Here is a 24416-nt window from a genome sequence, read left to right as displayed (position 1 = left end):
CGAACCGCTGTACCGGCCGGTCGGCGCGGGTTCAAGAGTCGGCCAACAGGGTATCGAGGTCGTCACTGATCAGCTTCGTGCCCGCGCGTCCGCTGAAGACCCGCAGATCAGCCCCGATCAACGTCCAGCAATGCTGCCCCAGGTGATGCGTGGGGCCACTCAAGGCCACGCGCAGACAGAGATCGGGCTCGATCAACTCGATCTCGATCCGCAGCGCAATCGGGTGATGCTCCGGGGTCTGGGTGGCATAGAGCGAGAGGGTCAGATCGAAGGCATTCCCCGAGAGGCGCGGGCGCCCTGTTTCGACGTGCACCAGCCCGCAGCCGGGCTCGGCACAGCGCAGCCGCAGCGCATAGCTCAATTCGCGATGACAAAAGACGCAGAGTGCTCGGTCGACCTCGGCGAGGCGGCGCTGCGCGTCGCGCAACCGCGCGGGGTAGGGGATCTCGTCACGAATCTCTTCCCGCAGGACACGCCGCAAACGATCGAACGCCTTCGGCAGGGTGCCGCTGTGGAAGCCGCGTCGCAACATACCGCGCATGGTTTCGCCGTGACTGCCGATGATCGCCGGTTCGACCGGCGTCTTCACGATGGCGTCCCGATCGACCGGCCCCAGCGTTCCCTCCAATGCCGGCGCGCCGGGACGTGATCCATGGTGATTGGCCGCGTAGATCTTCCAGTTCTCTTTCAGTTCCCACACCAGAAACCCGGCCAGACCGGGCAGCAAGAGGATCGTCAGGGTCACGATGGGGTAGGCGAGCACCTTGGGCAGAAACGGATCGGTGAGTGCCAGGAAGAGCCCCGTGAGCGCGGGCAGGAACGGCAGCATCAATTTGTGCGCGATGGTCACCAAGGGGAAGTGCTTGATCGGGTTGACCTGTGGTTCGACCAGCACCGTGACATAAAACTGGATGACGGCCTCGAACAGCTTCCACAAGGGCGCGAACAGCGCCTTCACCACCAGTTGCAGGTGCGACTCACCCAATTGATGGGTCAAGAGTTCCTCGATACGGTGCAGCCCCTGCGCGAAGCGCCGCGTGACCTCCTTGAAGAAATGCAGCAGTTCCTGCACCAGCCCGATCACCAGGGTTTGATTGAGCCGCCGCAGGAACTGCAGGGTCTTGCTCACGGCGTTGTCGAGCAGGCGCCGACCCGCTGGGGTATTGCGGATGAGCGTGCCCACCGCGAAGGCCACCACCAGGGAGGAGAGACCGGGTTCGATATCGATGCCCTCGATCAGCAGCCCGATGCCGAGAAAGGGCAGCACCAGGGCGAGGCCGATCAGGAGCGGCTGGAACAGATTCCGATCGAGACCACGAATCGCGCTGTTGGCCAGGAAGCGGGCGATCGGCCGCCAGCGCAAGAGCCGGCGGATCCCGTCGAACAGCAGCAGGCGAAACGTCCAGCAGATCACCCGCCAGAGGGCCACGACGATCCAACGTCCGCCGCGCGTGTAGGCAAACAGGTTGATCATGGCCGCGAGCAACAGGACCAGCCACAGGGGTGCCAGGTTCAGACTCAGTTCAGGCGGCGTGACCAGCCCTGCAATGATGTCGATCGTCTTTAAGCCGAGATAAGCCAGGCCGATCGGGACGATCAGATGGCGCAGCACCAGACGGCCGCGCGGGGTTCCGAACAGGGGTGCGCCGAGTTGCTGCAAACCCTTGATATAGATCTCGCCCGGCTTGTAGACGCCGGGTAGGGCCTGCTCGGCGAGGCGATCGAAGTGCGCGAGCCGATCGCCCTTGCGCAGTTCCTCCAGCGTGGGGTCGGGCAGACGCAGGATGTTGCGGGCGACGATGTCGCGGACATCGGTGAACTTCAGATGACGACGCCGGCGAATGACGTCGAGCAATTCCTCGCGCATCTTGTGCGCGGCCACGCGCTCACGATGATTGCGTGGGTTGAAGCCGGCTGCCTCGAGCGCGGTGCGCAGATGGGGGCGCAACTGTGCGCTCAGCCGTTTCGAGAGTCCGGTGGAGAGCTGCTTGAGCGGTTGGCTGAAGCGCTCGATCTCAGCCATCGACCAGGGGATTTGCTCGAGCCGATTGGTCGCGCTTTCCAAGGCGCGCAACGCCTTCAGATCGGACTGGAAGGGAAGGATCTGCCGTAACCGAGTCCGGCCAAGGGTCGCGATCCAGTGAAAGATGCGCAGCCGATAATAGGTCGTGCGGCTCTCGCGCAGGATCTGCTCGAGATGGTCCAGGATCTGCAATGCCGAGAGCGCCGCTCCGGGATGCATCACATCCAGCCCGAGTCGCTCCGTCAGGGCCGAGAGCTCGCGCGCGCTCGCCGGGGGGAGCTTTGCCTTCGCGGCGATCAGGTCGGCGAGGAGGCCGGTGGCCGCGGCTCGGCGCTCCTCGAGGATCGCCACCACCATCGCGCGACTGGCATCACAGGCGTGCCCCATCGCATTGAAGCGACGCAGCGCCACGGCAAGTTGCGCGACCGCGTTGGCGTAGCGATCGGCGAGGTGGTCGCGCTGGGCTCGGCGCACCGCATCGGCGAAGAGGGTGAGATGCAGACTCAACAAGACGCCGCGCGGCGTGCGCCCGAAGCGGCGCCAACTGAGCACCGCGATCACGGCCAGGAGACCCTCGAGCAGAGGGGCGGTCCAGAACAGGAGGTGATCGCGCCAAGTCTGACGCCAATCGCGCCGCCCCAGTTGCGAGGCCGCTTGCAACCTGCCCAGACAGGAGCGCGTCACCCCACCCTGGCACGCGCGCGCGCACTTCTCGGACTTGGCGAGCATCGGCACCGGACAGGGCGAGGGATCGGGGCGGGTTGTCGGTCGCGCACCCCGCGGCGGCGCGGTCGGAGCGTGCGGGATCGCCGGTGCGGCGGAAGGCGGCTGTTGCGGGGCTGCTGATGCGGCGGCGGAGTCCGCCGGCGGCGTGCGTGCCGGCACCGGCGCGCCGGTCTCGTCGACGCGCAGCAGTGCTGCCTGGCGTTGCTTGGCAATCACCCGATGATAGTCCGGATCAGACTCGCCGTAGGGCAGGCCAGTCGGCAGCAGCGGTTGATATTCGGGCTGACCACAGCCCTGATCGGGGCGGGTGTGCTTAAGCAGGCGGGGCAGGCGTCCCCCTTCAAGCGCGCTGGGCAGATCCAGTCCGCTCTCGCTCAGCCAGCGGTCGAGCCGCTGCCACTCCTGGATGGTCGGGAAGAAGAACGCACGGGCGCCGGGGGAGAAATAACGCAGCCGTGTCGTCATCGCCACGAAGCTACGGCAGATATAGGCGTCATCGAGGCCGTGCGGGACGACGCCATCACGGGTCAGGACATCGCGCACCTCGGCGAAGGCCAGGCTGCCGATCTGGTGTGTCAGCCCGGCGGGCCCGAACGTTTCATCATCGTGATTGTCCTCGCGGGCACTCTGCCAGGCGCGCGCGATCTCGGCCTCGAAGCGGCGCGCCCAGTAGTCGCGCAGCAGACGCATGAAGCCCAACCGATCCAGTCGTTGCTCGGGCGGGATCGGGAGCAGGATGATGTGGTTGGGAAGATTCAGGCCCTCGATGACGGCCAGCGCCTCGGGGTTCTCCGTCTCCAGCCCCCGCAGAAAATCCGCCACCGGCATCAGGTGATAGGCGAGATCCGGCACCGAGAGGTCCGGAGTCGTCCCGGCAAATTGGTCCGTGACCAGCCGCTCCATCGCCCGGGGATGGAAGAGGAAGACCCCCTCGGCGGGTTTCAGGATTCGCGCGCGAAAGCGTTTGGCAGTGGTTTCGGCGCTGGCTGAGGCGCTGTGTTCTGGCACGGAGTCCTTGGTCGATCGATCGATGAGGTCGGCGGGACCGCACGCCGGAGGTCACCAGGGTGACCAGGCGCGGACTGCCGCGCTAACCTGGTGAGCCTATCCTAAATCCGCGCCAACCCCAAGCCGAGCCGTGTGCCAGTTCCTAGAGGCGCGGCCGGCGGTGCGCGTCGGTCAGGATGCCTTGTTCGCCCTCGCTCTTAGCAATGATCACGGCACCGCAGGAGTCACTGAAGATGTTCACCGAGGTGCGCATCATGTCGAGCAGACGGTCGACGGCCAAGATCAGACCGATCCCTTCCAGCGGCAGCCCGACCGCGGTCAGGATGATGGCGATCGCCACCAGACTCGCTGCCGGGATCCCGGCCACCCCGATCGAGGTGAGCAGTGCCAGGACCACCACCAGGATCTGGGTGGCCAGGTTCAGTTCGATCCCATAGGCCTGCGCGATGAAGAGGACCGCTACACACTCATAGAGCGCGGTTCCATCCATATTGATGGTGGCGCCGAGCGGCAGGACGAAACTCGAGGTGCGATTGGAGACGCCGGCGTTCTTCTCGACGCACTCCATGGTCACCGGCAAGGTCGCCGAGGATGACGCGGTCGAGAAGGCCGTGATCAAGGCCGCCCCCATGGCGCGATAGTGACGCATCGGGTTCACGCGGCCGACCAGCCAGAGCAAGAGCGGCAGGGTCAGGAAGAAATGGATGGCGAGTGCGAGCACCACGCTGAAGAAGAAGAGCAACAAGGGGCCGAACGCCTCGAGCCCCGTCTCGGTGATCGTCTTCGCGACCAGCGCGAACACCCCAATCGGCGCGAACTTCATCACCAGTTCGGTGATCTTCATCATGATCTCGAACATGCCGTTCCAGAAGTTCAGCTGCGTCTCCGCATAGACCCCCTGGAGCCGGGTGAGGAAGAAGCCATAGAGGAGGCTGAAGAAGATCAGCCCCAGCATCTGACCGGCCGCGGCCGCCTCGACGATGTTCGTCGGGATCATCCGCAGAAAGATCTCGACGATGTCATCTGCGCCCTTGTCGGCGAACCGCGCTTCGAGATCTTGCGGGTCGGCCGCGAGTCCGAACACCTCCTTCGCCGAAGTGACGCATCGGGTTCACGCGGCCGACCAGCCAGAGCAAGAGCGGCAGGGTCAGGAAGAAATGGATGGCGAGTGCGAGCACCACGCTGAAGAAGAAGAGCAACAAGGGGCCGAACGCCTCGAGCCCCGTCTCGGTGATCGTCTTCGCGACCAGCGCGAACACCCCAATCGGCGCGAACTTCATCACCAGTTCGGTGATCTTCATCATGATCTCGAACATGCCGTTCCAGAAGTTCAGCTGCGTCTCCGCATAGACCCCCTGGAGCCGGGTGAGGAAGAAGCCATAGAGGAGGCTGAAGAAGATCAGCCCCAGCATCTGACCGGCCGCGGCCGCCTCGACGATGTTCGTCGGGATCATCCGCAGAAAGATCTCGACGATGTCATCTGCGCCCTTGTCGGCGAACCGCGCTTCGAGATCTTGCGGGTCGGCCGCGAGTCCGAACACCTCCTTCGCCGAGCCCTCGACCACGCCGGGTTGAATCAGGTTCACGACCAACAAGCCCGCCAGGATGGCCAACAGACTCGTTAAGGCGTAATAGCCGATGGTTTTGCCCCCGAGGCGACCGAGGCTGTTCGAATGGCCGATCCCCGCGATGCCGACGATGATCGACGAGACGATCAAGGGTACAATCAGCATCTTTAACGCATTGAGAAAGAGTTCTCCCAGAAACGCGAAGATGCTATGGAAGGTGACGCCGAACAGCGCGGTGTCGGGATCGATCAGCAGACCGATCAGAATCGCGAGCCCCAGCGCGATCAAAATCTGCCAGTGGAGCTTGGGCAAGGCAATGGCCATCGATCTGTCCTCGTGACTCAACCGCGACATCGCGGTGGGGCGCGGCTCCGGGCAACTGCTGATGGAGTCAGTGCCGAGACCAGCTTGGAGCCAGCATCCAACCAGCAAGATGCGAGATCATGCACTATCGGGTCTACTTTTTATTCGAGCGCGCGGGGGAGGCGATCTCCTCGGCACGCGCGATCGAAGTCAGTCAACGCGAAATCCGCGAGCAATTGCTGCCACGGTTACAGCACGACGACGACTATCTAGGGATCATCGATCCTGCGGACAATACCTTACAGATTTTCCGCGAACGCGGCGGCGAGCGCTACTGGGTGGAGTTGCCGATCGATGCCGCGAAGGCATCATACGCGCGGGTGATGGACCACGACGAGGTCGATCAACTGTTGCGTGAACTGCCCGCGGTCTTTGATCGCGAGGCCATTCCCGGACTGGAGTACCGTCCCTGGTGACCACCATGCCGCACAATCGACGATGAACGCCGAGCCCCACGCAGCGCGGCCGGACCCAACTCCGGCATCCGCGACAACCGCCGTGTCTCGGTCCGATCCGCCCAGGCCGCCAGACCCGCTCGACACGATCAAGGGCGTGACGACCCTGGTCTATGCCCTCCAGGCCCTGTCCTTCCTTGTCGGCTTTACCGGCATTGCGGGCATCATCATCAATTACCTGCGACTCGCGGACGCCCGCGGCACCTGGCTCGAGAGCCACTTCGTCTGGCAGATTCGAACCTTCTGGTATCAACTCCTGTGGGGCGTGCTCGGACTGCTCACCAGCGTGCTGCTGATCGGCTTTGTCATCCTGGCCGGCGTCTATTGTTGGTCCATCTATCGCGTGGTCAAAGGCTGGCTCAACCTCGCCGATCAACGTCCCATGTATGCCGAGTGAGTTGTTTCGGACCGGCTCGGTCCTGGATCCGCGTCGGTGTCAGCCCGGCCGAGGGGTCAGCGCACCGCCATGATCAGCAACACCACTAAGGCCACCACCGCGCCCAGCGGCAGGAGCGCCGCTTGCCAATCACCCTTCTCGGCCTTTGGCCCGTTCTCCTGCCAATTTTTGTAAGCTGGCCAGAGATAGAAGAGCATCAGGATCAACACCGCGGCCGCGGCAATTTTCAGCGCGAGTTCCATTGATACAATCTCCGAACAAAAAAACCCCGGCATTCAGCCGGGGTGTGTCGTCAGCGGATCACGGGTGTGTCAGTCGTCGCCCAGGATGCCGAGGAGCTGCAGCAGACTGATGAAGATGTTGAAGATGGCGAGATAGATCCCGTAGGTCGCCATGATGTAGTTGGTTTCCTCACCGCGCGCGATCCGGCTGGTGTCGAACAGGATGAAGCCGCTCATCAGCAGGATGATGGCCGAGGAGATCGCCAGCGAGAGTGCCGGCATCTGCAGGAACAGATTCGCCACGATCGCCAGGATCACGACCATCATGCCGGCGAAGATGAAGCCGCCCATGAAGCTGAAGTCGCGCTTGCTGGTCAAGGCGTAGCCGGACAGGCCGAGGAAGATCGCCGCGGTGCCACCGAAAGCCAGGCCGACGGTTTGCGGGCCATTCGGCAGCGCCAAGTACATCGAGAGGATCGAGCCCAGACCGAAGCCGAGCAAGCCCGTGATGAGGAAGATCACACCAATTCCGGCCGAGGAGTTGGCGGTGCGTGGCAGCAGGAAGATGCCCATCACCATCGCGGCGATGACGGAGACCAGGTACATCCAGCTCGGGACCGCCAGCGCGATCGAGATCATCGCCGTGAAGGCACTGAAACCCAGTGTCGCGGCAAGCAACAAGTAGGTGTTTTTCAGCACCTTGTTGGCCGAAATGATCGCCTGTGGACTCCGGGCGACGGTAAATTCAGTGTTGGCCATGGTTGTGGTCACTCCGTTAATGACTGAGTCAGCGAAGGAAGTTGCCAGGTGTGACCCGGCGACCGGATTCAAGTTCCGAAAGGATACCCGATGGCGCCTGTCATGCAAGCATTCAGCGTATCGACCTGGCCGCGAGATCGGGTAAGATAGTGCGCGGCTGAAGGCCCCTGGACACTCACAGCAAGGTGAGGGCGGGGGTACGTGTCGTCAATCGTGACGACGACTCAGGGGATCGATCCGGCAGGATCAGCATTCCCTAGAGGCCGAAGGCCGATTTGGAGAGGTGGCTGAGCGGTCGAAAGCGGCGGTCTTGAAAACCGTTGACTCGCAAGGGTCCGGGGGTTCGAATCCCTCCCTCTCCGCCATTTGACACTGGCGGATGCCTTCTAAACAGCCTTCCGCAATACTTTGCAATCCGCTCGGGACTTCCGTTAAAATCCCGGGGCTTGATCGACGCTATCCCAAATTCCGTCCGGAGCCAACCTTTTAAGGATTATCCATGCCCAGCGTGCGCGTAAAAGAGAACGAGCCTTTCGAAGTCGCGATGCGACGTTTCAAACGGTCCTGCGAGAAGGCAGGCGTCCTCGCCGAGGTTCGTCGCCGCGAATTCTACGAAAAGCCCACCGCCGAACGGAAGCGCAAGAAAGCCGCCGCGGTCAAGCGTCACCAGAAAAAACTCCAGCGTGAAGCCCGCCGTTGGGAGCGCCCTTACTAGTCGGCGCCACTAGGCTCCAGGTCCGAGCGGGCACATCGCCCGCGTCCCCAGGCGCACCTGAGAGCCAATGTGGGTGCCCCGGGTGCTTGTAGTCTCCCGTGCGTCCATGTCCGTCTGATCGCGGAGAGGTCGCGTGCCGAACGAATGGGGGCCTGATCGATGTTAAAACAGCAACTGCAGACCGACATGAAGACCGCCATGAAGGCGGGCGACAAGGCCAAGTTGGGAGTCATCCGGCTGGTGCTCGCGGCCGTTAAGCAGCGCGAGGTCGATGAGCGAATCGAACTGGATGACGCCCAGGTGCTGGCCGTGCTCGACAAGATGGTCAAGCAGCGCCGCGACTCGATCACCCAATATGCCGGCGCCGGGCGCGACGATCTCGCCGCGGTCGAGCAATTCGAACTCGAGGTCATTCAGTCCTATCTGCCGCAGGCGCTAACGGATGAGGAGATCGACGCCAGCATTACCGCTGCGATCACCGCCTCCGGGGCTGCTGAGATGCGCGACATGGGCAAGGTGATGGCGGTGTTGAAACCCCAATTACAGGGGCGTGCCGACATCGGCGCGGTCAGCGCGCGGGTGAAGCAGCGACTCGGGGGCTGATCTCGGTCATCCCGGACGATGTCCGGCCGCATTCCAACGGAGTTCATCGATGCGCTGCTCGCGCGCACCGATATCGTCGATGTCATCGGCACCCGTGTTGCGCTGAAGAAGGCCGGTAAGGACTACCAGGCCCGCTGTCCCTTCCACGACGAAAAGACCCCATCCTTCACCGTCAGCCCCGAGAAGCAGTTCTACCATTGCTTCGGTTGTGGCGCGCACGGCACTGCCATCGGCTTCCTGCTCGAACACGACCGGCTCAGCTTTCGCGAGGCGATCGAAGAACTTGCCCAGCGCGCAGGCCTCGAGGTGCCCGTCGCCGGTGCGTCTTCCGCTCCAGGCCCGGACTTGCAGCCGCTCTACGACCTGCACGAGCAGGTCCGCGACCTCTATCGCGACCAACTGCGGCAGCATCCGAGCGCGCGGCGCGCCGTCGAATATCTCAAGGCCCGTGGACTCTCCGGCGCCATTGCCGCGCACTTCGGTATCGGCTTCGCGCCGGCTGGGGGCCAGACCCTGATCGCGCACTTCGCCGGCAACCTGCTGGCCCGCGAGCAGCTGCTGGCCTCTGGTCTCATCGTCGATCAGGACGGACGACGACACGATCGGTTTCGCGACCGCATCATCTTTCCGATTCGCGACCGCCGTGGGCGTGTCATCGGCTTTGGCGGGCGCCTGCTCGGCGAGGGAAAACCCAAGTACCTCAACTCACCCGAGTCGCCCATCTTTCACAAAGGGCGCGAACTCTATGGCCTCTACGAGGCGCAACAGGCCAATCGGCGGCCCGACTCCATGTTGGTCGTCGAGGGCTATCTGGATACCATCGCGCTTGCCCAATACGGTCTCACCAACGTGGTCGCGACCCTGGGTACCGCCACCACCACCGAGCATCTCCAGTTGCTCGCACGCAGCGCGCCCGAGATCGTCTTCTGTTTCGACGGCGACCGGGCCGGGCGCGACGCGGCCTGGAAGGCGTTGCAGACCACCCTGGGGGTCGCGACCGGACGCCAGTCCTATCGCTTTCTCTTCCTGCCCGAGGGGGAGGATCCCGACACCCTGGTGCGGGTCGAGGGTGCCGCGGCCTTCCAAGAGCGGATGCGGCGCGCCCAGCCGCTCTCGGACTATTTCTTCGAGCATCTGTGCGCGCAGGTCGATCTGACCAGCATCGAAGGGCGGGCGCGTCTCGCGACCCTCGCTCAACCCCTGATCGAGCCGGTGCCCCCGGGCGTCTATCGTGACATGCTCAATGCCCGCCTCGCGGAACTGACCGGTCTCAAACGTCTCGGCAGCGGTCCCCCATCATCCGGCGCGCCGGCCCGACCACCGGTCCGCGCCCGGGGCCGCGGACGTCTGCCGCAGCCCCGCCGCCCCAGCCGCATCGCCATGGCGATCGCCTTACTCCTTGATAACCCGTCCCTCGCACCCCAAGCAGAACAAGCGCCTGGTGATTGGCGGCGGGCATCGAATCCCGGGATTGCGATCCTGGTCGAGTTGCTCGAAACGCTTGCGGACAACCCCAATATGAACAAGGCCACACTGTTGGAGCGCTTTCGTGAAAACGCCCATTTCGGCCATCTACAACGCTTGAGTATCGACCCCGTGCTGCGAGATATCCCTCAAGAGGGCATCGCCGCCGAATTCATCGGCGCGCTGACACGTCTCAGCGAAGACATCGTGAAGGACGAACGCAGTCGTCCAATGAACGAGACCAGCCCGGCCGCGTGGAGTGAGGATGTCCGAGCGCAGGTCGAGCAACAGGCCGCCGCGGCTCGCACCCGACGAAGATGAGTTGAAGCCACCTCTTTTGTTGTGACATACTGCGCAGTTTTCCGCCTCCCGTCCTTACCGTCGTTTCAACCAGGGTACCCCATGGATCAAGAACAGCAACAGTCACAGCTGAAGCAACTGATCGCCAAGGGCAAGGAGCAAGGTTACCTGACCTACAGCGAGGTCAACGACCACCTTCCGCCAGGGATCGTGGAAACGGATCAGATCGAAGATATCGTTCGCATGATCAACGATATGGGCATCATGGTCCACGAGTCCGCCCCGGACGTGATCGATCAGACCCTGAGTGACAACGCCGTTTCGGATGACGAGGCCGCCGAGGCCGCCGCCGCCGCGCTGGCCTCCGTCGACAGCGAATTCGGTCGCACCACCGACCCCGTGCGCATGTACATGCGCGAGATGGGCACCGTCGAGTTGCTCACCCGCGAGGGCGAGCTCGTGATCGCGAAGCGGATCGAAGACGGACTCAACCAGGTGCTCTCCGCCTTATCGGTCTATCCACGTTCGATCGAAAAACTCATCGAGATCTTCGATCGCGTCGACCGTGAGGAGACGCGTCTGACCGACGTCATCTCCGGCTTCAACGACGGGGACGACGAGCCCATTCCCACGCCCGCTCCGCATGTGCACGACAAGGATAAAGACAAGGAGAAGACCAAGGCGGCGGCGGAGGATGAGGACACCAGTGACGACGACGACGAGGATGAGAGCACCACCGTCGTCGACACCGGGCCAGACCCCGAAGACGCGGCGCGGCGTGCGCAACTCCTGCGCGAGCGCTACGCCGTACTGCGTGATGCCCTCGAACAGCACGGTCGCGACGACCCACGCGCGCGCGCGGCCATGGCGGAGGTCTCCGAGATCTTCCTGCAGTTCAAGTTGGTCGCCGCCGTCTTCCAAGAACTCGCCGAGTTGCTGCGCCAGACCATCGAGCGCATCCGCGCCCAAGAGCGCGTCATCATGGCGATCTGCGTCGAGCAATGCGGCATGCCACGTAAGGTCTTCATCGAGACCTTCCCCGCGCACGAGACCAATCCCGACTGGCTCACCGAACAGCTCGCCAGCGGCAAGCCCTATGCCGCGCGACTCGTTGAATTCGAGCGCGACATCCGCCGCTCACAACGCAAGCTGCAAGAACTCGAGCGCGAGAACATCCTCACCATCAGCGAGATCAAGGATGTCAACCGCAAGATGTCGATCGGCGAGGCCAAGGCGCGGCGCGCCAAAAAAGAGATGGTCGAGGCGAATCTGCGACTCGTCATCTCGATCGCCAAGAAATACACTAACCGTGGTCTGCAGTTCCTCGATCTTATCCAGGAAGGCAACATCGGTCTGATGAAGGCGGTCGATAAATTCGAATATCGCCGTGGTTACAAATTCTCGACCTACGCCACCTGGTGGATTCGTCAGGCGATCACCCGCTCGATTGCCGACCAGGCCCGCACCATTCGCATTCCGGTGCACATGATCGAGACCATCAATAAGCTCAACCGCATCTCGCGACAGATGGTGCAGGAGATGGGGCGCGAGGCTACCCCTGAGGAACTCGCCGCGCGCATGGACATGCCCGAGGACAAGATCCGCAAGGTGCTCAAGATCGCCAAGGAACCCATCTCGATGGAGACCCCGATCGGCGATGACGAAGATTCCCATCTCGGTGACTTCATCGAAGACTCTGGCGTCGTCTCACCGATCGACTCCGCCACCGCCGAGGGACTGCGCGAGGCCACCCAAAACATGCTCGCCAGCCTCACCTCGCGCGAGGCGAAGGTTCTGCGCATGCGCTTCGGCATCGACATGAACACCGACCACACCCTCGAGGAAGTCGGTAAACAGTTCGACGTCACCCGCGAACGCATCCGCCAGATCGAGGCCAAGGCCCTGCGCAAATTGCGCCATCCCACCCGCTCGGAGCGACTGCGTAGCTTCCTCGAGCCCGATTGATGGCACCACCAGCGTCCGGACCACCCACTGGTCCGGGCCGTCCAAGCTCAGTCGAGCAAAAAAGGGCCTATAGCTCAATTGGTTAGAGCAGCGGACTCATAATCCGTTGGTTGCAGGTTCAAGTCCTGCTGGGCCCACCATCCACCGCTGAAGGCGCCGAGCATAATCCCCTTGCCGCCGCCCCGATCGGGTGAGTGACCGTGGTGGTTGCCGCGGACATCCGCTTCCCAACGACACCCGTGTCGTAGACATTCGATGGCCGCCGCGCCCCGATCGGGTTGATGACCTTGGTGGTTACCGCAAACATCCAATCGCCGCTCCCGCCCCGTAGGAGCCGGCTTGCCGGCGATCGCGGGGGAACGCCGGGGTGGGTCGACCACAATCCGGTCATGCACCACCACCCCCCCGCATCCGGTTCGTCACGGTTGGCGGATCGCCCGCAAGCGGGCTCCTACCGCTTGGGGTCACCCGGATAGCGACGATAGAGGTCATCCGGGTGACAACGATAGAGGTCATCCGGGTGACAACGATAGAGGTCATCCAGATGGCGACGATAGAGGTCATCCGGATAGCGACAATATCGGTAGACATCATGGATTGACCTGCCCGACCTCAACCGACGTGGGTTATGTTTTCGAGGTTGGGCAACCACCGACAACACAGAGCCATGATTGAGGGGGCAGGTCATGAATGAGTTTAGCGCGGAAGGGCGGAAGCATGCAGGTTCGGTCGCGGGGCTGGGCGGGGTGATGTCGGCGCTGGAGCAAGCGAGCGACGTGTACGCGGCCTATATCGGGCTGGACGTGCACAAGGAGACCATCGCGGTGGCGGTGGCCGAGTGCGGTCGCGGGGCGCCGGAGTATGACGGACCGATCGCCCATACGCCGCAGAAGGTGGCCAAGCTGATCGAACGGCTGAGTGCCCGCTACGGTGGCGAGCGACTGCTGTGGGTCTACGAGGCGGGTCCGTGTGGATACGGGCTGTATCGGCAGATCGTCACGGCGGGCCATGCTTGCGAGGTGGTGGCGCCCTCGCTGATTCCAGTGAAAGCCGGCGAGCGGCGCAAGACCGACCGCCGCGATGCGTTGGGGCTGGCGCGGCTCTCGCGAGCCGGGGAGCTGACCGCCGTCTGGGTTCCGCCCCCGGAGCAGGAGGCCATCCGGGATCTGACGCGGGCGCGCGAGGACATGAAGAAGCTCGAGCTCAAGGCGCGGCAGACGTTGGGGGCGTTCCTGCTCCGGCACGGCAAGGTCTATGGGGGCAAGAGCCGCTGGACGCAGGAGCACTATCGTTGGTTGGAGACGGTGACCTTCGACTCACCGGTGCAGCAGATCGTGTTGCAAGAGTATCTCGAGGCAGTGTTGGCGGCACAGCGGCAGGTGGCGCGCCTGGAGCAGCAGATGCGCTCGGCGCTGCCACAGTGGTCGCTGGCACCGGTGGTGGAGGGTCTGATGGCCCTGCGCGGCATCAGCCTGGTCAGCGCCATGACGGTGCTGGCGGAACTCGGAGACATCAGCCGGTTCGATTCCCCACGCCAGTTGATGGCTTATTTGGGACTGGTGCCCAGTGAACACTCCAGCGGCCCACGCCGTCGCCCGGGCGCCATCACCAAGACGGGGAACGGCCATGTCCGACGGATCCTGACCGAATCGAGCTGGAACGATCGATTCCCGGCACGCAAGACCCGGGTGATTCAGCAACGGGCCGAGAAGACCTCGGTGACCGTTCAGGCCATCGCCTGGGAGGCGCAAAAGCGGTTATGCGGGCGCTACCAGCACCTCCTGCGGGCCGGCAAGGTCAAGCAGCAGGTGACCACTGCGGTGGGCCGGGAGCTGGCCGGTTTCATCTGGGCGATCGCCTGCGAGGTGATGGGCAAGCCCCATGGCAGTCGGGCGACAACCTGAGCCCGGCGCCGCTATCGCCAAATCCATTCACCACCAAGCAAGATCGTGATCGCTAACGTTCAATTCAGTGTCTTCGAGTCAGGGCATGACCGGCCGGTGAGGAGAACCCCTGAGGCTCCTATGAGGCACCCTTCCTTGGAAGGGCTGACCCTCGAGCGTAGAGAAGGGCAGCTCCGTGACGAAGTGACGTCCGGTCGGTAACCAACCCACGTATATCAGAGTGATCCACCGTCGCAGCTCGCTTGTCGTGCCCTGACCCGAAGACATTGATGACAGAAGGTTTCAATCGAACGTCACAACAAAGCTTGACAGGTCAATCCATATCAGGAGCCGGCTTGCCGGCGATCGCAGGAGAACGCCGAGGTGGGCCGACCACAACCCGGTCATGCACCACCACCCCCCGCATCCGGTTCGTCACGGTTGGCGGATCGCCCGCAAGCGGGCTCCTACCGCTTGGGGTCACCCAGATGGCGACGATAGAGGTCATCCGGGTGACAACGATAGAGGTCATCCAGATGGCGACGATAGAGGTCACCCGGATGGGGACGATAGAGGTCATCCGGGTGGCGAGGATAGGGTTCATCCGAATAGCGACGATAGGGTTCATCCGGATGGCGGGGATAGGGGTCATCCGGATAGCGACAATATCGGTAGACATCATGGATTGACCTGCCCGACCTCAACCGACGTGGGTTATGTTTTCGAGGTTGGGCAACCACCGACAACACAGAGCCATGATTGAGGGGGCAGGTCATGAATGAGTTTAGCGCGGAAGGGCGGAAGCATGCCGGTTCGGTCGCGGGGCTGGGCGGGGTGATGTCGGCGCTGGAGCAAGCGAGCGACGTATACGCGGCCTATATCGGGCTGGACGTGCACAAGGAGACCATCGCGGTGGCGGTGGCCGAGTGCGGTCGCGGGGCGCCGGAGTATGACGGACCGATCGCCCATACGCCGCAGAAGGTGGCCAAGCTGATCGAACGGCTGAGTGCCCGCTACGGTGGCGAGCGACTGCTGTGGGTCTACGAGGCGGGTCCGTGTGGATACGGGCTGTATCGGCAGATCGTCACGGCGGGCCATGCTTGCGAGGTGGTGGCGCCCTCGCTGATTCCAGTGAAAGCCGGCGAGCGGCGCAAGACCGACCGCCGCGATGCGTTGGGGCTGGCGCGGCTCTCGCGAGCCGGGGAGCTGACCGCCGTCTGGGTTCCGCCCCCGGAGCAGGAGGCCATCCGGGATCTGACGCGGGCGCGCGAGGACATGAAGAAGCTCGAGCTCAAGGCGCGGCAGACGTTGGGGGCGTTCCTGCTCCGGCACGGCAAGGTCTATGGGGGCAAGAGCCGCTGGACGCAGGAGCACTATCGTTGGTTGGAGACGGTGACCTTCGACTCACCGGTGCAGCAGATCGTGTTGCAAGAGTATCTCGAGGCAGTGTTGGCGGCACAGCGGCAGGTGGCGCGCCTGGAGCAGCAGATGCGCTCGGCGCTGCCACAGTGGTCGCTGGCACCGGTGGTGGAGGGTCTGATGGCCCTGCGCGGCATCAGCCTGGTCAGCGCCATGACGGTGCTGGCGGAACTCGGAGACATCAGCCGGTTCGATTCCCCACGCCAGTTGATGGCTTATTTGGGACTGGTGCCCAGTGAACACTCCAGCGGCCCACGCCGTCGCCCGGGCGCCATCACCAAGACGGGGAACGGCCATGTCCGACGGATCCTGACCGAATCGAGCTGGAACGATCGATTCCCGGCACGCAAGACCCGGGTGATTCAGCAACGGGCCGAGAAGACCTCGGTGACCGTTCAGGCCATCGCCTGGGAGGCGCAAAAGCGGTTATGCGGGCGCTACCAGCACCTCCTGCGGGCCGGCAAGGTCAAGCAGCAGGTGACCACTGCGGTGGGCCGGGAGCTGGCCGGTTTCATCTGGGCGATCGCCTGCGAGGTGATGGGCAAGCCCCATGGCAGTCGGGCGACAACCTGAGCCCGGCGCCGCTATCGCCAAATCCATTCACCACCAAGCAAGATCGTGATCGCTAACGTTCAATTCAGTGTCTTCGAGTCAGGGCATGACCGGCCGGTGAGGAGAACCCCTGAGGCTCCTATGAGGCACCCTTCCTTGGAAGGGCTGACCCTCGAGCGTAGAGAAGGGCAGCTCCGTGACGAAGTGACGTCCGGTCGGTAACCAACCCACGTATATCAGAGTGATCCACCGTCGCAGCTCGCTTGTCGTGCCCTGACCCGAAGACATTGATGACAGAAGGTTTCAATCGAACGTCACAACAAAGCTTGACAGGTCAATCCATATCAGGAGCCGGCTTGCCGGCGATCGCAGGAGAACGCCGAGGTGGGCCGACCACAACCCGGTCATGCACCACCACCCCCCGCATCCGGTTCGTCACGGTTGGCGGATCGCCCGCAAGCGGGCTCCTACCGCTTGGGGTCACCCAGATGGCGACGATAGAGGTCATCCGGGTGACAACGATAGAGGTCATCCAGATGGCGACAATATCGGTAGGAGCCGGCTTGCCGGCGATCGCAGGAGAACGCCGAGGTGGGCCGACCACAACCCGGTCATGCATCACCACCCCCGCATCCGGTTCGTCACGGTTGGCGGATCGCCCGCAAGCGGGCTCCTACCGCTTGGGGTCACCCGGATGGGGACGATAGAGGTCATCCAGATGGCGACGATAGGGGTCATCCGGGTGACGATGATAGGGGTCATCCGGATAGCGACGATAGAGGTCATCCGGATGGCGACAATATCGGTAGGAGCCGGCTTGCCGGCGATCGCAGGAGAACGCCGAGGTGGGCCGACCACAACCCGGTCATGCACCACCACCCCCGCATCCGGTTCGTCACGGTTGGCGGATCGCCCGCAAGCGGGCTCCTACCGCTTGGGGTCACCCGGATGGGGGCGATAGAGGTCATCCGGGTGGCGATGATAGGTGTCATCCAGATGGCGACGATAGGGGTCATCCGGATAGCGACGATAGGGTTCATCCGGATGGCGACAATATCGGTAGGAGCTGGCTTGCCGGCGATGGTAGGCTTCGCACACCTCCTGTGGCGATGTCACCTGCAATCGGGTGTCGATGTCCAGGCGGACGTGCTCAGGAGAGTAGAAGCCGATTGAGATGAACGGTGCTCCGAGAAGAAGCCAACACATAGAACCAACTGATCCTAAGGTCGCCTGCAAGCGAGCTGCGATGCCCAATGGATCACATGGATCTGAACTCCGCAAAGGACGGTTTTCGCAGACTGGGCTGTTCTATTCGATCACTACGGTGACGGAACGGCGACGCCCCGTGTTTCGGGATCTCTGGAGCGCGCGTCTCTTGATCCGTGAGTTACGTGAGGCAGACGCGCTCGGGTGGTCGACCACCTGGGCGTTTGTGGTCATGCCCGATCATCTGCATTGGCTTGTCGAACTCGGGGACTCGGAGCTGTCCCAACTCGTGCTGCGGGTCAAGTCATGCTCGGCGATTGCCGTCAATCGAGTGCTTGGACGGAGCGGGCGATTGTGGCAGAAAGGGTTTCATGATCACGCCCTCCGCAGTGAAGAGGATCTGCAAGCCATCGCAAGATATATCGTTGCCAACCCTTTGCGAGCCGGTTTGGTGACGTCGGTTCGAGATTATCCGCATTGGGATGCGCGATGGCTCTAGCCTTGGATCATCGCCCGCAAGTGTAGGAGCCCGCTTGCCGGCGTTCGCGGGGGAACGCCGGGGTGGGTCGACCACAATCCTGTCACGGACCACCACGACCCGCACCCGGTTCGCCTCGGTTGGGCGGATCGCCCGCAAGCGGGCTCCTACCGCTTGGGGTCATCCGGGTGACGATGATAGGTGTCATCCGGATAGCGACGATAGAGGTCATCCGGATGGCGACAATATCGGTAGGAGCCGGCTTGCCGGCGATCGCAGGGGAGCGCCGAGGTGGGTCGACCACAACCCGGTCATGCACCACCACCCCCCGCATCCGGTTCGTCACGGTTGGGCGCATCGCCCGCAAGCGGGATCCTACCAGTTGGTGTTCGTGACCTGAGTGATTGCAGCGGACATCCGCTTTCCGCCGCTCCGTACCTGTCGGTTAAACGTCCTCGCCGACCAGATCGCGATAGGCATACCAGCTCGCGTAGCCAAGCAACGGGAAGATCACGACCATGCCGACGAAAGCCGTCAGCGCGCCGACCAGCATCAGGCCGAGGATCAATCCCGCCCAACGCAACATCGGACCAGGATTGAGGGTGACGGCCCGCCAACTCGCCTGCACACCGGCAACCGGGCCGGCATCACGATCGACGATCAGCGGAACCGCGATCACACTGGCCGCGAACACCGCCGCGCCAAGCAAGGCGGTACTCACCAGCGTGAAGAGCATCATCAATGGGTCCATCCCGCCTCCCAACAGGGTCACATAGCCACTGGAGATCGGCGCCAGAGTCGTCACTTTAATGGCAAAGATCACCGCCGAGGCCAAGACCCAGAAGGCGACAACGAACATCAGAACCAGCCCGAATAACGCCAGGCTTGAGCGCCGCTGACCATAGAGCGCAAAGCTGGCGCGAATCCCGATCTGTTCACCGCCCAACTGGCGACGCGCGGTGACGTAGAGCCCAGCAGCCAGAAAGGGGCCTAGCAGCAAGAGCACGATCAGAAACTTCAACGCCATACCCGGCATCGCCTGGCTCATGGACAGAGCCCCGAAACCGGCTAGGGCGCAGAGCGAACCGTAAAATAGACTGACGAAGGGCGTTTCCTTCAGGGTCCTCCAGCCTTGCCCGAGCCACTGTAGAGGTGCGTTCGAGGCCACCCGCTGAATCGATAATGTATCGGCTTGGACGACATCCTGATGCGAATCGGTTGAGGGGAGGGCGATAGATTCTGTGGTCATAGTGAAGACTCCTGGGGTTGATCACGGCCAAGTCGGGCGCTCGATTGAACCGAGTGTCGACTCACCGGCCCTGGACGGGTTTAATAAAATGGGAAAGTAAGAATATAAGTATTTACTAAAATTAAAACAAGTCCCTGATCACGGATCTCAGGAAAAAGATCTCAACGGCGCGGAGGATTGGCTGGAAGTGACGCCGACGTTCGTGGCCCAGCGCTGACATCCCCGGGCAACGATGGCCATGGCAATCCCCCCTACGAGGGTCTGATGGGGTGCGGGTTGCTGCGGCGTGTGTATCTGAGTGACCTGCTCGGCGCCGAGCATCTCGGCTTCAACGCCCGACTGGCCCGCCTGGTCATCTTGGAGCGTGCCCAGACCGCCGCCGAAGCGCGTGCTATTGGCCGTGATCAAAAAGCGGCCAAGTATGGCCCCGTATTCATCAATTGACCCGGGCCCCTATTCTCCGGGTCTTCGCGGCGACCTGACCCGACGGTCGCAAGGTTGCCAGCCACGTGGCTCCGGCGTAATGTATCAACATTGAAGATACACCGGAAATCCGCTATGCGTGTCACTGTGAAGAAGTGGGGCAACAGTGCGTCGGTGCGTATCCCTGCCGCCGTCATGGAGGCGGCCCACCTGACGCTGGATGATGTCGTGGAGATCCGCGAAGAAGGCGGGGTCATCGTGATCGAGCCGGTACGACCCAGGGGCTACGACCTTGCTGAATTGCTGGCCGGCATCACGCCGGAGAACCTGCACGCAGAAGTTGACTTTGGTGGACCCGTGGGTCAGGAAGCGCTCTGATGGTTCGGCGTGACACACCCGAGGCCGGCGATATCGTGTGGTTGTACTTCGACCCGCAGGCTGGACATGAGCAGGCTGGCCACAGGCCGGCGCTGGTTGTCAGTCCTTCGGCCTACAACGGCAAGACCGGGCTGATGCTCTGCTGTCCCATGACCACGCAGGTCAAGGGCTACCCCTTCGAAGTACCGATACCGGGGGATCGCCCGCGCGTCGTTCTAGCCGACCAGGTCAAGAGCCTCGATTGGGTGGCCCGCAAGGCCCTACGCAAAGGGAAGGTGTCCACTGCCGAGCTGAACGACGTCAGGGCCAAGATCGTCGCGTTGGTAGGCCCGGAACCTCGACAGTGAACGGGACGACGCGAGGACTGGACGCGACATGAGCCCGCGAGCGGGACACCTATACGACCCGACCACGGGTCTCAGTAAGTTGGCGGATCGCCCGCAAGCGGGCTCCGACCGGTTGGGGTCATCCCGATGGCGACGATCGGGGGCATCCGAATGGCGACCATATCGGTAGGAGCCGGCTTGCCGGCGATCGCAGGGGAGCGCCGAGGTGGGCCGACCACAACCCGGTCATCAGCCCACCACGTCCCGCATCCCGTTCGTCACGGTTGGCGGATCGCCCGCAAGCGGGCTCCGACCGGTTGGGGTCATCCCGATGGCGACGATCGGGGGCATCCGAATGGCGACAACATCGGTAGGAGCGGGCTTGCCGGCGATGGCAGGGGAGCGCCGAGGTGGGCCAAGCGTGACCCTGTCATCAGTCCACCACGTCCCGCATCCCGTTCGTCACGGTGGGCTGGTCGCCCGCAAGCGGGCTCCTACCAGGGGTGCCAGCTGATCAACCCTTGTGGATGCTGACTGATTCTAGCGACGAATCAATTCTGCTCGTAGTCGGACACGGACTGGATCACGGCGACACCCCGTCCTCTGCGGGTGAGAAGCACGGGCCTATGGGCCTCGACAGCCTGTTTGACCACGCGACCAGGGTTGATCTTCAGGTCTGTCAACGGGACCACGTCTTCGGAGAATCTCACGCTCATGGACGCCTCTCTTTAGGCTTATACGGCGCGGACAGTAGCACCTGTTAAGTGGTCTGCCAACAGAGCTGACAATCCCAAGGGGGAATTCGGAAGGGCAGCGAAATGACGTCCTCTGCCTTGGGAACCGTCTGCCGGATCCGTGACCGCGAATGTGGTGCGTGATGCCGGCGAGTTCCAACAGTATCGGTCATTCAATGCCACGACGGGTGTCCGCTGTCCCCTCGACTGCGGATCCCATCCGGCGACGCATCAGTGTCAACTCCGGGTCGATTCCAGACCCTTTCACCGCCTCTAGGCCGGTGCCGCAGCGCGGAAAAATCGGACGAATCAATTAACCCTGGCCCCTATTCGCTAATGTCGAGTTCATCTCCTGTCCGTGGCGATTCCCGACCAAGGCGTTCCAGCACATCCAGGAAGCGCGCTCGGTCGGCCCGAGCGGCGCGGTGCGTGAATACCTCTTCGGTCGCCAGCGCGGCCACCTTCTCAGCTAAGGCAGTGTTGATGAACTGGTTCAAGCTCACGCCGTCACGCTTGGCGGCGCGGCGTGCCGCCGCCAGAATGCTCTCCGGCGTACTCAAGGCGAAGTTACTCTTGCTCATGGCGCAAATTCCTCGCGATCTCTGCTGGGCGGCAAAGCGTGATCCCAAATCGGCTCGGTGCGGTCCCGAAGTCACGGATATTGAAGGTCACCAGATGCGTCGCCGCCGCATTTGCCGCCGCCTCCAGTACCATGTCGTCGTTCGCGTCCCGGAGCTGCGGTCGCCATAGGTACCAGATTGGCGCCCGCCGCAGCACGCTGGCCAACTGGTCGAGAATGACGTCCATATCCTCCGTCGTGCCGCCCGCGCGACTCAGTTAGCGAATCGCCTGCAAGCGGGCTCCTACCGGTTGGGGTCATCCCGATGGCGACGATCTCGGTAGGAGCCGGCTTGCCGGCGATGGCAGGGGAGCGCCGCGGTGGGCCGACCACAACCCGGTCATCAGCCCACGACGTCCCGCATCCCGTTCGTCACGGTTGGCGGATCGCCCGCAAGCGGGCTCCTACCAGGGGGGCCAGCTGATCAACCCTTGTGGATGCTGACTGATTCTAGCGACGAATCAATTAACCCTGGCCCCTATTCGCGATTCGCCTCGGTTAGCGGATCGCCCGCAAGCGGGCTACTACCGGTTGGGGGCAGCCGTGCTGCACGCTGATCCGTACGGATCTTGTGGATGCCGAAGGCGATGCGGAGTTCGTTGCGCGCCAGTCGATGGGCCAGTTCTCGTGCCTTAGCGCTGCGCACGGAGAATTGTGGTTCAGCCATCAATCGTCTCCGTTCGTCTTGAGGTTCCGCGTAGGGACTCGGCTTGGGGGTGGGTTCTCCCAATCGCAACGATGGCCATGGCAATGGGGCGAAGTCCTGTCGTATGCCAGTTTCCCAGGGACGCACACGTTATGTAAACTTCGCCTCGAACCGATCGACCACGGACGATGAGCCCATGCACACGGATCCTCTGTTTTATCGCCTCTTCCAGGAACGCCCGGAATTGGCCTTCGACCTAGCCGGTTTAGCCGTGCCCGAGGCGTCGGCCTACCGCATGAAAGCCGTCGAGGTAAAACAGACTGCCTTTCGGCTCGATGGTGTCTTGCTGCCCCCGCGCGAGCGCCCCGATGCCCCGCTGATCTTCGCCGAGGCCCAGTTCCAGCGCCGCCGAAGCGCGTGCCTTGGCGGCGCAGCGCGACAGCACGCCCGATCCGCTGGAGACCCTGGATCTGATTGAGACGATTCTGGTGTATCAATTCCCGCAACTGACCCGCGAGGAGATCCGCGCCATGCTGCACTTGCCCGTCACCGATGTGAAACAGACCCGCTCATACCAAGAGGCCTACGGTGAAGGCCGGGAGGAAGGCCGGGAGGAAGCTCGGCGCGAATTGATTTTGAGCCAGCTCGCCCGGCGCTGCGGCGCACTGACGCCGCCGCACTTGGAACAGATCCGGGCACTCGACAGCGCCCAACTCGTCGGCCTCGGTGAAGCCCTGCTGGATTTTGGCTCGATCGCGGATCTTGACGCCTGGTTGCAGGATCACTGATTGGGGAGCAATTCGGTGCTCGGGTGATTGGGGACGGGGCCGCGTTTCGCGGCACCGGACACCGATCAGAGTGTTGACTGCGCCCCCTGATGTCGTCTCGCCCGACGGAAAACCGGCCCGGGTGTCCTGGCGCTGAATGGTCCCTCTGATCGCATTGACATCCTCGCCGCCCTGTAGGAGCCGGCTTGCCGGCGATCGCAGAGCGACGAATCAATTGACCCTGGCCCCTATTGGCCCAGCATCGCGCGAACGTCCTTGAGCAGCACGAACAGATGCAGCGGGTCGCTCGGGGACGGGGCGAAATCGAAATGCTCGTAGAAGGCTCGGGCGCGCTCGTCCTTTGCCTGAACGAGTAGCGCCCGGATGCCAGCGATATCGGCGGCTTGCAATGTGCGGAGCATCGCGTCCTTGAGCAGGCCGGCCCCCACTCCTTGTCCCTGCCAGTTCCGAGCGACAGCCAGGCGGGCCAGGACCATGACAGGCACCGGATGGCGGGCGAGCCCTTTGGCCAACCGATCGGGCGCGGCTTCGTATTCCACTTGCCCGACCACGAGCGTATGAAACCCCACGATCTCGTCGCCCGACAACGCGACGTAGCTCTGCGAAGCCCCCGCCATCTGGCTCTGCATGGCGTGGCGGGATAGAAACCGGTTGAGGGTCTCGTCGCCGCAGTCGAACGCGTCGACACCGTGGCTTCGCTGGAGTTTCTCGACCCGCAGGCGCCGGGTCAATCGCCGTCACTCCCGTCGAGAACGCTTGGCTCCTGCAACAGGCGCGCAAGGCGCGGCACGGGTCTGGGCGGGGCGTCCAGGGCTGCCTGGAAGGCGGCCCATTGTTCCGCGTCGAGGCCGAATCGCTGGCGATCCGCTAGCGTCTCCTGCGCGCGCGCCAACGCGCTCTCCAAGACGAACTCGCTGACGGATCGACGCGTTGCCACCGCCGCGGTCTGAAGCGTGCGCTTCGCCGCCGGGGTCAGCCTAAGGTCAAGCTTTTCGGTGCGGGGCGTCGGGGTCGGCATGGTGGTGATCTACCAGTCGCGTGCGTAGGAGCCTATGGTAGGGTCTCCGCCAGACAATGTCACGACAGTTGGTCCCGTCGGGTCGTGTCCGCAGGGAAAGCCGGAAATCTGTCCCCCCTATTCCCCGCTG

Annotated in this window: 27 protein-coding genes, 2 tRNA genes and 1 pseudogene; 17 read left to right on the top strand and 13 right to left on the bottom strand. The window is 63.2% G+C overall.

Going from position 1 to position 24416, the window contains the following annotated elements; all coding sequences use genetic code 11:
- Positions 1-31: 31 nt before the first annotated feature.
- The 3 genes from CKO25_RS07790 to CKO25_RS07780 all read right to left on the bottom strand — a co-directional run bounded on the left by CKO25_RS07790 (position 32) and on the right by CKO25_RS07780 (position 5649).
- Positions 32-3757 carry a sulfite exporter TauE/SafE family protein gene (locus CKO25_RS07790; RefSeq protein ID WP_200387368.1) on the bottom strand — a complete coding sequence of 1242 codons (3726 nt, stop codon included), beginning with the start codon at positions 3755-3757 and terminating at the stop codon, positions 32-34.
- A 142-nt stretch (positions 3758-3899) separates the two neighbouring features.
- Entirely contained in the window at positions 3900-4841 is a 942-nt protein-coding gene (locus tag CKO25_RS07785) for a dicarboxylate/amino acid:cation symporter (protein WP_338115088.1), read from the bottom strand.
- On the bottom strand, positions 4777-5649 hold the full coding sequence (locus CKO25_RS07780) for a dicarboxylate/amino acid:cation symporter (RefSeq protein ID WP_200387367.1): 873 nt from the start codon (positions 5647-5649) through the stop codon (positions 4777-4779). Before CKO25_RS07780 ends, CKO25_RS07785 begins: the two co-directional genes overlap by 65 nt.
- Before the next feature lie 119 nt (positions 5650-5768).
- Here CKO25_RS07780 and CKO25_RS07775 point away from each other — a divergent pair, with 119 nt between their 5' ends.
- Positions 5769-6104: a hypothetical protein gene (locus CKO25_RS07775; protein ID WP_200387366.1), complete on the top strand. Its 336-nt coding sequence runs from the start codon at positions 5769-5771 to the stop codon at positions 6102-6104.
- Positions 6105-6186: 82 nt separating this feature from the next.
- Entirely contained in the window at positions 6187-6540 is a 354-nt protein-coding gene (locus CKO25_RS07770) for a DUF4870 family protein (protein WP_338115087.1), read from the top strand.
- Positions 6541-6596: 56 nt separating this feature from the next.
- Here CKO25_RS07770 and CKO25_RS07765 read toward each other — a convergent pair whose 3' ends face one another.
- Both CKO25_RS07765 and CKO25_RS07760 read right to left on the bottom strand, forming a co-directional pair.
- Positions 6597-6782 (bottom strand): hypothetical protein, encoded by a 186-nt coding sequence (locus tag CKO25_RS07765; protein ID WP_200387364.1) that lies wholly within the window; start codon positions 6780-6782, stop codon positions 6597-6599.
- A 69-nt stretch (positions 6783-6851) separates the two neighbouring features.
- On the bottom strand, positions 6852-7520 hold the full coding sequence (locus CKO25_RS07760; RefSeq protein ID WP_200387363.1) for a Bax inhibitor-1/YccA family protein: 669 nt from the start codon (positions 7518-7520) through the stop codon (positions 6852-6854).
- A gap of 277 nt (positions 7521-7797) precedes the next feature.
- Between CKO25_RS07760 and CKO25_RS07755 the strand changes: the two genes are divergently transcribed.
- The 9 genes from CKO25_RS07755 (at position 7798) to CKO25_RS07715 (ending at position 16442) form a co-directional block, all read left to right on the top strand.
- A tRNA-Ser gene (locus tag CKO25_RS07755) sits at positions 7798-7885 on the top strand.
- Positions 7886-8019: 134 nt separating this feature from the next.
- Positions 8020-8235 carry a 30S ribosomal protein S21 gene (gene rpsU, locus CKO25_RS07750; protein ID WP_200387362.1) on the top strand — a complete coding sequence of 72 codons (216 nt, stop codon included), beginning with the start codon at positions 8020-8022 and terminating at the stop codon, positions 8233-8235.
- A 159-nt stretch (positions 8236-8394) separates the two neighbouring features.
- Entirely contained in the window at positions 8395-8838 is a 444-nt protein-coding gene (locus tag CKO25_RS07745; protein WP_200387361.1) for a GatB/YqeY domain-containing protein, read from the top strand.
- An 18-nt stretch (positions 8839-8856) separates the two neighbouring features.
- Positions 8857-10623 (top strand): DNA primase, encoded by a 1767-nt coding sequence (gene dnaG, locus CKO25_RS07740; protein ID WP_200387360.1) that lies wholly within the window; start codon positions 8857-8859, stop codon positions 10621-10623.
- Positions 10624-10704: 81 nt separating this feature from the next.
- Positions 10705-12567, top strand: a complete 1863-nt coding sequence (gene rpoD, locus CKO25_RS07735; protein ID WP_200387359.1) for an RNA polymerase sigma factor RpoD — start codon at positions 10705-10707, stop codon at positions 12565-12567.
- A 63-nt stretch (positions 12568-12630) separates the two neighbouring features.
- Positions 12631-12707, top strand: a tRNA-Ile gene (locus tag CKO25_RS07730).
- A 609-nt stretch (positions 12708-13316) separates the two neighbouring features.
- The gene (locus tag CKO25_RS07725; protein ID WP_200387507.1) at positions 13317-14471 is read left to right on the top strand and encodes an IS110 family RNA-guided transposase; all 1155 of its coding nucleotides are present in this window, start codon (positions 13317-13319) and stop codon (positions 14469-14471) included.
- Positions 14472-14806: 335 nt separating this feature from the next.
- Positions 14807-15139: a hypothetical protein gene (locus CKO25_RS07720; RefSeq protein WP_200387358.1), complete on the top strand. Its 333-nt coding sequence runs from the start codon at positions 14807-14809 to the stop codon at positions 15137-15139.
- Between the two features lie 148 nt (positions 15140-15287).
- Positions 15288-16442, top strand: coding sequence for an IS110 family RNA-guided transposase (locus CKO25_RS07715; protein WP_200387507.1), 1155 nt, complete (start codon positions 15288-15290; stop codon positions 16440-16442).
- A gap of 906 nt (positions 16443-17348) precedes the next feature.
- On the opposite strand, the gene CKO25_RS07710 is transcribed toward CKO25_RS07715, so the two are convergent.
- A complete protein-coding gene (locus CKO25_RS07710; RefSeq protein ID WP_200387357.1) occupies positions 17349-17627 on the bottom strand; it encodes a hypothetical protein in 279 nt (92 codons plus the stop codon).
- A 40-nt stretch (positions 17628-17667) separates the two neighbouring features.
- Here CKO25_RS07710 and CKO25_RS07705 point away from each other — a divergent pair, with 40 nt between their 5' ends.
- Positions 17668-18126 carry an REP-associated tyrosine transposase gene (locus tag CKO25_RS07705; RefSeq protein WP_200387356.1) on the top strand — a complete coding sequence of 153 codons (459 nt, stop codon included), beginning with the start codon at positions 17668-17670 and terminating at the stop codon, positions 18124-18126.
- 424 nt (positions 18127-18550) lie between these two features.
- On the opposite strand, the gene CKO25_RS07700 is transcribed toward CKO25_RS07705, so the two are convergent.
- Entirely contained in the window at positions 18551-19354 is an 804-nt protein-coding gene (locus CKO25_RS07700; protein ID WP_200387355.1) for a DUF2189 domain-containing protein, read from the bottom strand.
- A gap of 177 nt (positions 19355-19531) precedes the next feature.
- Here CKO25_RS07700 and CKO25_RS07695 point away from each other — a divergent pair, with 177 nt between their 5' ends.
- The 3 genes from CKO25_RS07695 to mazF all read left to right on the top strand — a co-directional run bounded on the left by CKO25_RS07695 (position 19532) and on the right by mazF (position 20502).
- Positions 19532-19798: a hypothetical protein gene (locus tag CKO25_RS07695; RefSeq protein ID WP_200387354.1), complete on the top strand. Its 267-nt coding sequence runs from the start codon at positions 19532-19534 to the stop codon at positions 19796-19798.
- A gap of 114 nt (positions 19799-19912) precedes the next feature.
- Positions 19913-20155: an AbrB/MazE/SpoVT family DNA-binding domain-containing protein gene (locus CKO25_RS07690; protein WP_200387353.1), complete on the top strand. Its 243-nt coding sequence runs from the start codon at positions 19913-19915 to the stop codon at positions 20153-20155.
- Positions 20155-20502 (top strand): endoribonuclease MazF, encoded by a 348-nt coding sequence (mazF, locus tag CKO25_RS07685; RefSeq protein WP_200387352.1) that lies wholly within the window; start codon positions 20155-20157, stop codon positions 20500-20502. Before CKO25_RS07690 ends, mazF begins: the two co-directional genes overlap by 1 nt.
- A 536-nt stretch (positions 20503-21038) precedes the next feature.
- Here mazF and CKO25_RS07680 read toward each other — a convergent pair.
- From CKO25_RS07680 to CKO25_RS07665, 4 genes and pseudogenes are all read right to left on the bottom strand, one after another.
- Positions 21039-21197: pseudogene (locus tag CKO25_RS07680) on the bottom strand (type II toxin-antitoxin system Phd/YefM family antitoxin); the annotation flags it as partial.
- A 344-nt stretch (positions 21198-21541) separates the two neighbouring features.
- The gene (locus tag CKO25_RS07675; protein WP_200387350.1) at positions 21542-21796 is read right to left on the bottom strand and encodes a toxin-antitoxin system HicB family antitoxin; all 255 of its coding nucleotides are present in this window, start codon (positions 21794-21796) and stop codon (positions 21542-21544) included.
- Positions 21783-22022, bottom strand: coding sequence for a PIN domain-containing protein (locus CKO25_RS07670; RefSeq protein ID WP_242467491.1), 240 nt, complete (start codon positions 22020-22022; stop codon positions 21783-21785). The genes CKO25_RS07675 and CKO25_RS07670 overlap by 14 nt, the downstream gene beginning before the upstream one ends.
- A gap of 290 nt (positions 22023-22312) precedes the next feature.
- Complete coding sequence (locus tag CKO25_RS07665) at positions 22313-22501, bottom strand: hypothetical protein (RefSeq protein WP_200387349.1); 189 nt, start codon at positions 22499-22501, stop codon at positions 22313-22315.
- Between the two features lie 175 nt (positions 22502-22676).
- On the opposite strand from CKO25_RS07665, the gene CKO25_RS07660 reads away from it, so the two are divergent.
- Entirely contained in the window at positions 22677-22958 is a 282-nt protein-coding gene (locus tag CKO25_RS07660) for a DUF2887 domain-containing protein (RefSeq protein ID WP_200387348.1), read from the top strand.
- Positions 22903-23268, top strand: coding sequence for a DUF4351 domain-containing protein (locus tag CKO25_RS07655; protein WP_200387347.1), 366 nt, complete (start codon positions 22903-22905; stop codon positions 23266-23268). Before CKO25_RS07660 ends, CKO25_RS07655 begins: the two co-directional genes overlap by 56 nt.
- A 227-nt stretch (positions 23269-23495) precedes the next feature.
- Here CKO25_RS07655 and CKO25_RS07650 read toward each other — a convergent pair whose 3' ends face one another.
- Positions 23496-23999: a GNAT family N-acetyltransferase gene (locus CKO25_RS07650; protein ID WP_200387346.1), complete on the bottom strand. Its 504-nt coding sequence runs from the start codon at positions 23997-23999 to the stop codon at positions 23496-23498.
- Positions 23996-24286 (bottom strand): type II toxin-antitoxin system TacA family antitoxin, encoded by a 291-nt coding sequence (locus CKO25_RS07645; protein WP_200387345.1) that lies wholly within the window; start codon positions 24284-24286, stop codon positions 23996-23998. The genes CKO25_RS07650 and CKO25_RS07645 overlap by 4 nt, the downstream gene beginning before the upstream one ends.
- Positions 24287-24416 lie beyond the last annotated feature (130 nt).

The organism is Thiocapsa imhoffii (assembly GCF_016583985.1).
In the GTDB taxonomy this organism is placed as follows: domain Bacteria; phylum Pseudomonadota; class Gammaproteobacteria; order Chromatiales; family Chromatiaceae; genus Thiocapsa; species Thiocapsa imhoffii.
This window is presented reverse-complemented; position numbering and strand designations above follow the sequence as displayed.

What these genes read in the sequence shown, in the direction of transcription:
- CKO25_RS07780 (WP_200387367.1), bottom strand. Translation starts at nt 5,649, where the DNA reads ATGGCCATTGCCTTGCCCAAGCTCCACTGGCAGATTTTGATCGCGCTG.
- CKO25_RS07775 (WP_200387366.1), top strand. Translation starts at nt 5,769, where the DNA reads ATGCACTATCGGGTCTACTTTTTATTCGAGCGCGCGGGGGAGGCGATC.
- CKO25_RS07765 (WP_200387364.1), bottom strand. Translation starts at nt 6,782, where the DNA reads ATGGAACTCGCGCTGAAAATTGCCGCGGCCGCGGTGTTGATCCTGATG.
- CKO25_RS07760 (WP_200387363.1), bottom strand. Translation starts at nt 7,520, where the DNA reads ATGGCCAACACTGAATTTACCGTCGCCCGGAGTCCACAGGCGATCATT.
- rpsU (WP_200387362.1), top strand. Translation starts at nt 8,020, where the DNA reads ATGCCCAGCGTGCGCGTAAAAGAGAACGAGCCTTTCGAAGTCGCGATG.
- CKO25_RS07745 (WP_200387361.1), top strand. Translation starts at nt 8,395, where the DNA reads ATGTTAAAACAGCAACTGCAGACCGACATGAAGACCGCCATGAAGGCG.
- dnaG (WP_200387360.1), top strand. Translation starts at nt 8,857, where the DNA reads ATGTCCGGCCGCATTCCAACGGAGTTCATCGATGCGCTGCTCGCGCGC.
- rpoD (WP_200387359.1), top strand. Translation starts at nt 10,705, where the DNA reads ATGGATCAAGAACAGCAACAGTCACAGCTGAAGCAACTGATCGCCAAG.
- CKO25_RS07725 (WP_200387507.1), top strand. Translation starts at nt 13,317, where the DNA reads ATGTCGGCGCTGGAGCAAGCGAGCGACGTGTACGCGGCCTATATCGGG.
- CKO25_RS07715 (WP_200387507.1), top strand. Translation starts at nt 15,288, where the DNA reads ATGTCGGCGCTGGAGCAAGCGAGCGACGTATACGCGGCCTATATCGGG.
- CKO25_RS07710 (WP_200387357.1), bottom strand. Translation starts at nt 17,627, where the DNA reads ATGTGTTGGCTTCTTCTCGGAGCACCGTTCATCTCAATCGGCTTCTAC.
- CKO25_RS07705 (WP_200387356.1), top strand. Translation starts at nt 17,668, where the DNA reads ATGCCCAATGGATCACATGGATCTGAACTCCGCAAAGGACGGTTTTCG.
- CKO25_RS07700 (WP_200387355.1), bottom strand. Translation starts at nt 19,354, where the DNA reads ATGACCACAGAATCTATCGCCCTCCCCTCAACCGATTCGCATCAGGAT.
- CKO25_RS07690 (WP_200387353.1), top strand. Translation starts at nt 19,913, where the DNA reads ATGCGTGTCACTGTGAAGAAGTGGGGCAACAGTGCGTCGGTGCGTATC.
- mazF (WP_200387352.1), top strand. Translation starts at nt 20,155, where the DNA reads ATGGTTCGGCGTGACACACCCGAGGCCGGCGATATCGTGTGGTTGTAC.
- CKO25_RS07675 (WP_200387350.1), bottom strand. Translation starts at nt 21,796, where the DNA reads ATGAGCAAGAGTAACTTCGCCTTGAGTACGCCGGAGAGCATTCTGGCG.
- CKO25_RS07670 (WP_242467491.1), bottom strand. Translation starts at nt 22,022, where the DNA reads ATGGACGTCATTCTCGACCAGTTGGCCAGCGTGCTGCGGCGGGCGCCA.
- CKO25_RS07665 (WP_200387349.1), bottom strand. Translation starts at nt 22,501, where the DNA reads ATGGCTGAACCACAATTCTCCGTGCGCAGCGCTAAGGCACGAGAACTG.
- CKO25_RS07660 (WP_200387348.1), top strand. Translation starts at nt 22,677, where the DNA reads ATGCACACGGATCCTCTGTTTTATCGCCTCTTCCAGGAACGCCCGGAA.
- CKO25_RS07645 (WP_200387345.1), bottom strand. Translation starts at nt 24,286, where the DNA reads ATGCCGACCCCGACGCCCCGCACCGAAAAGCTTGACCTTAGGCTGACC.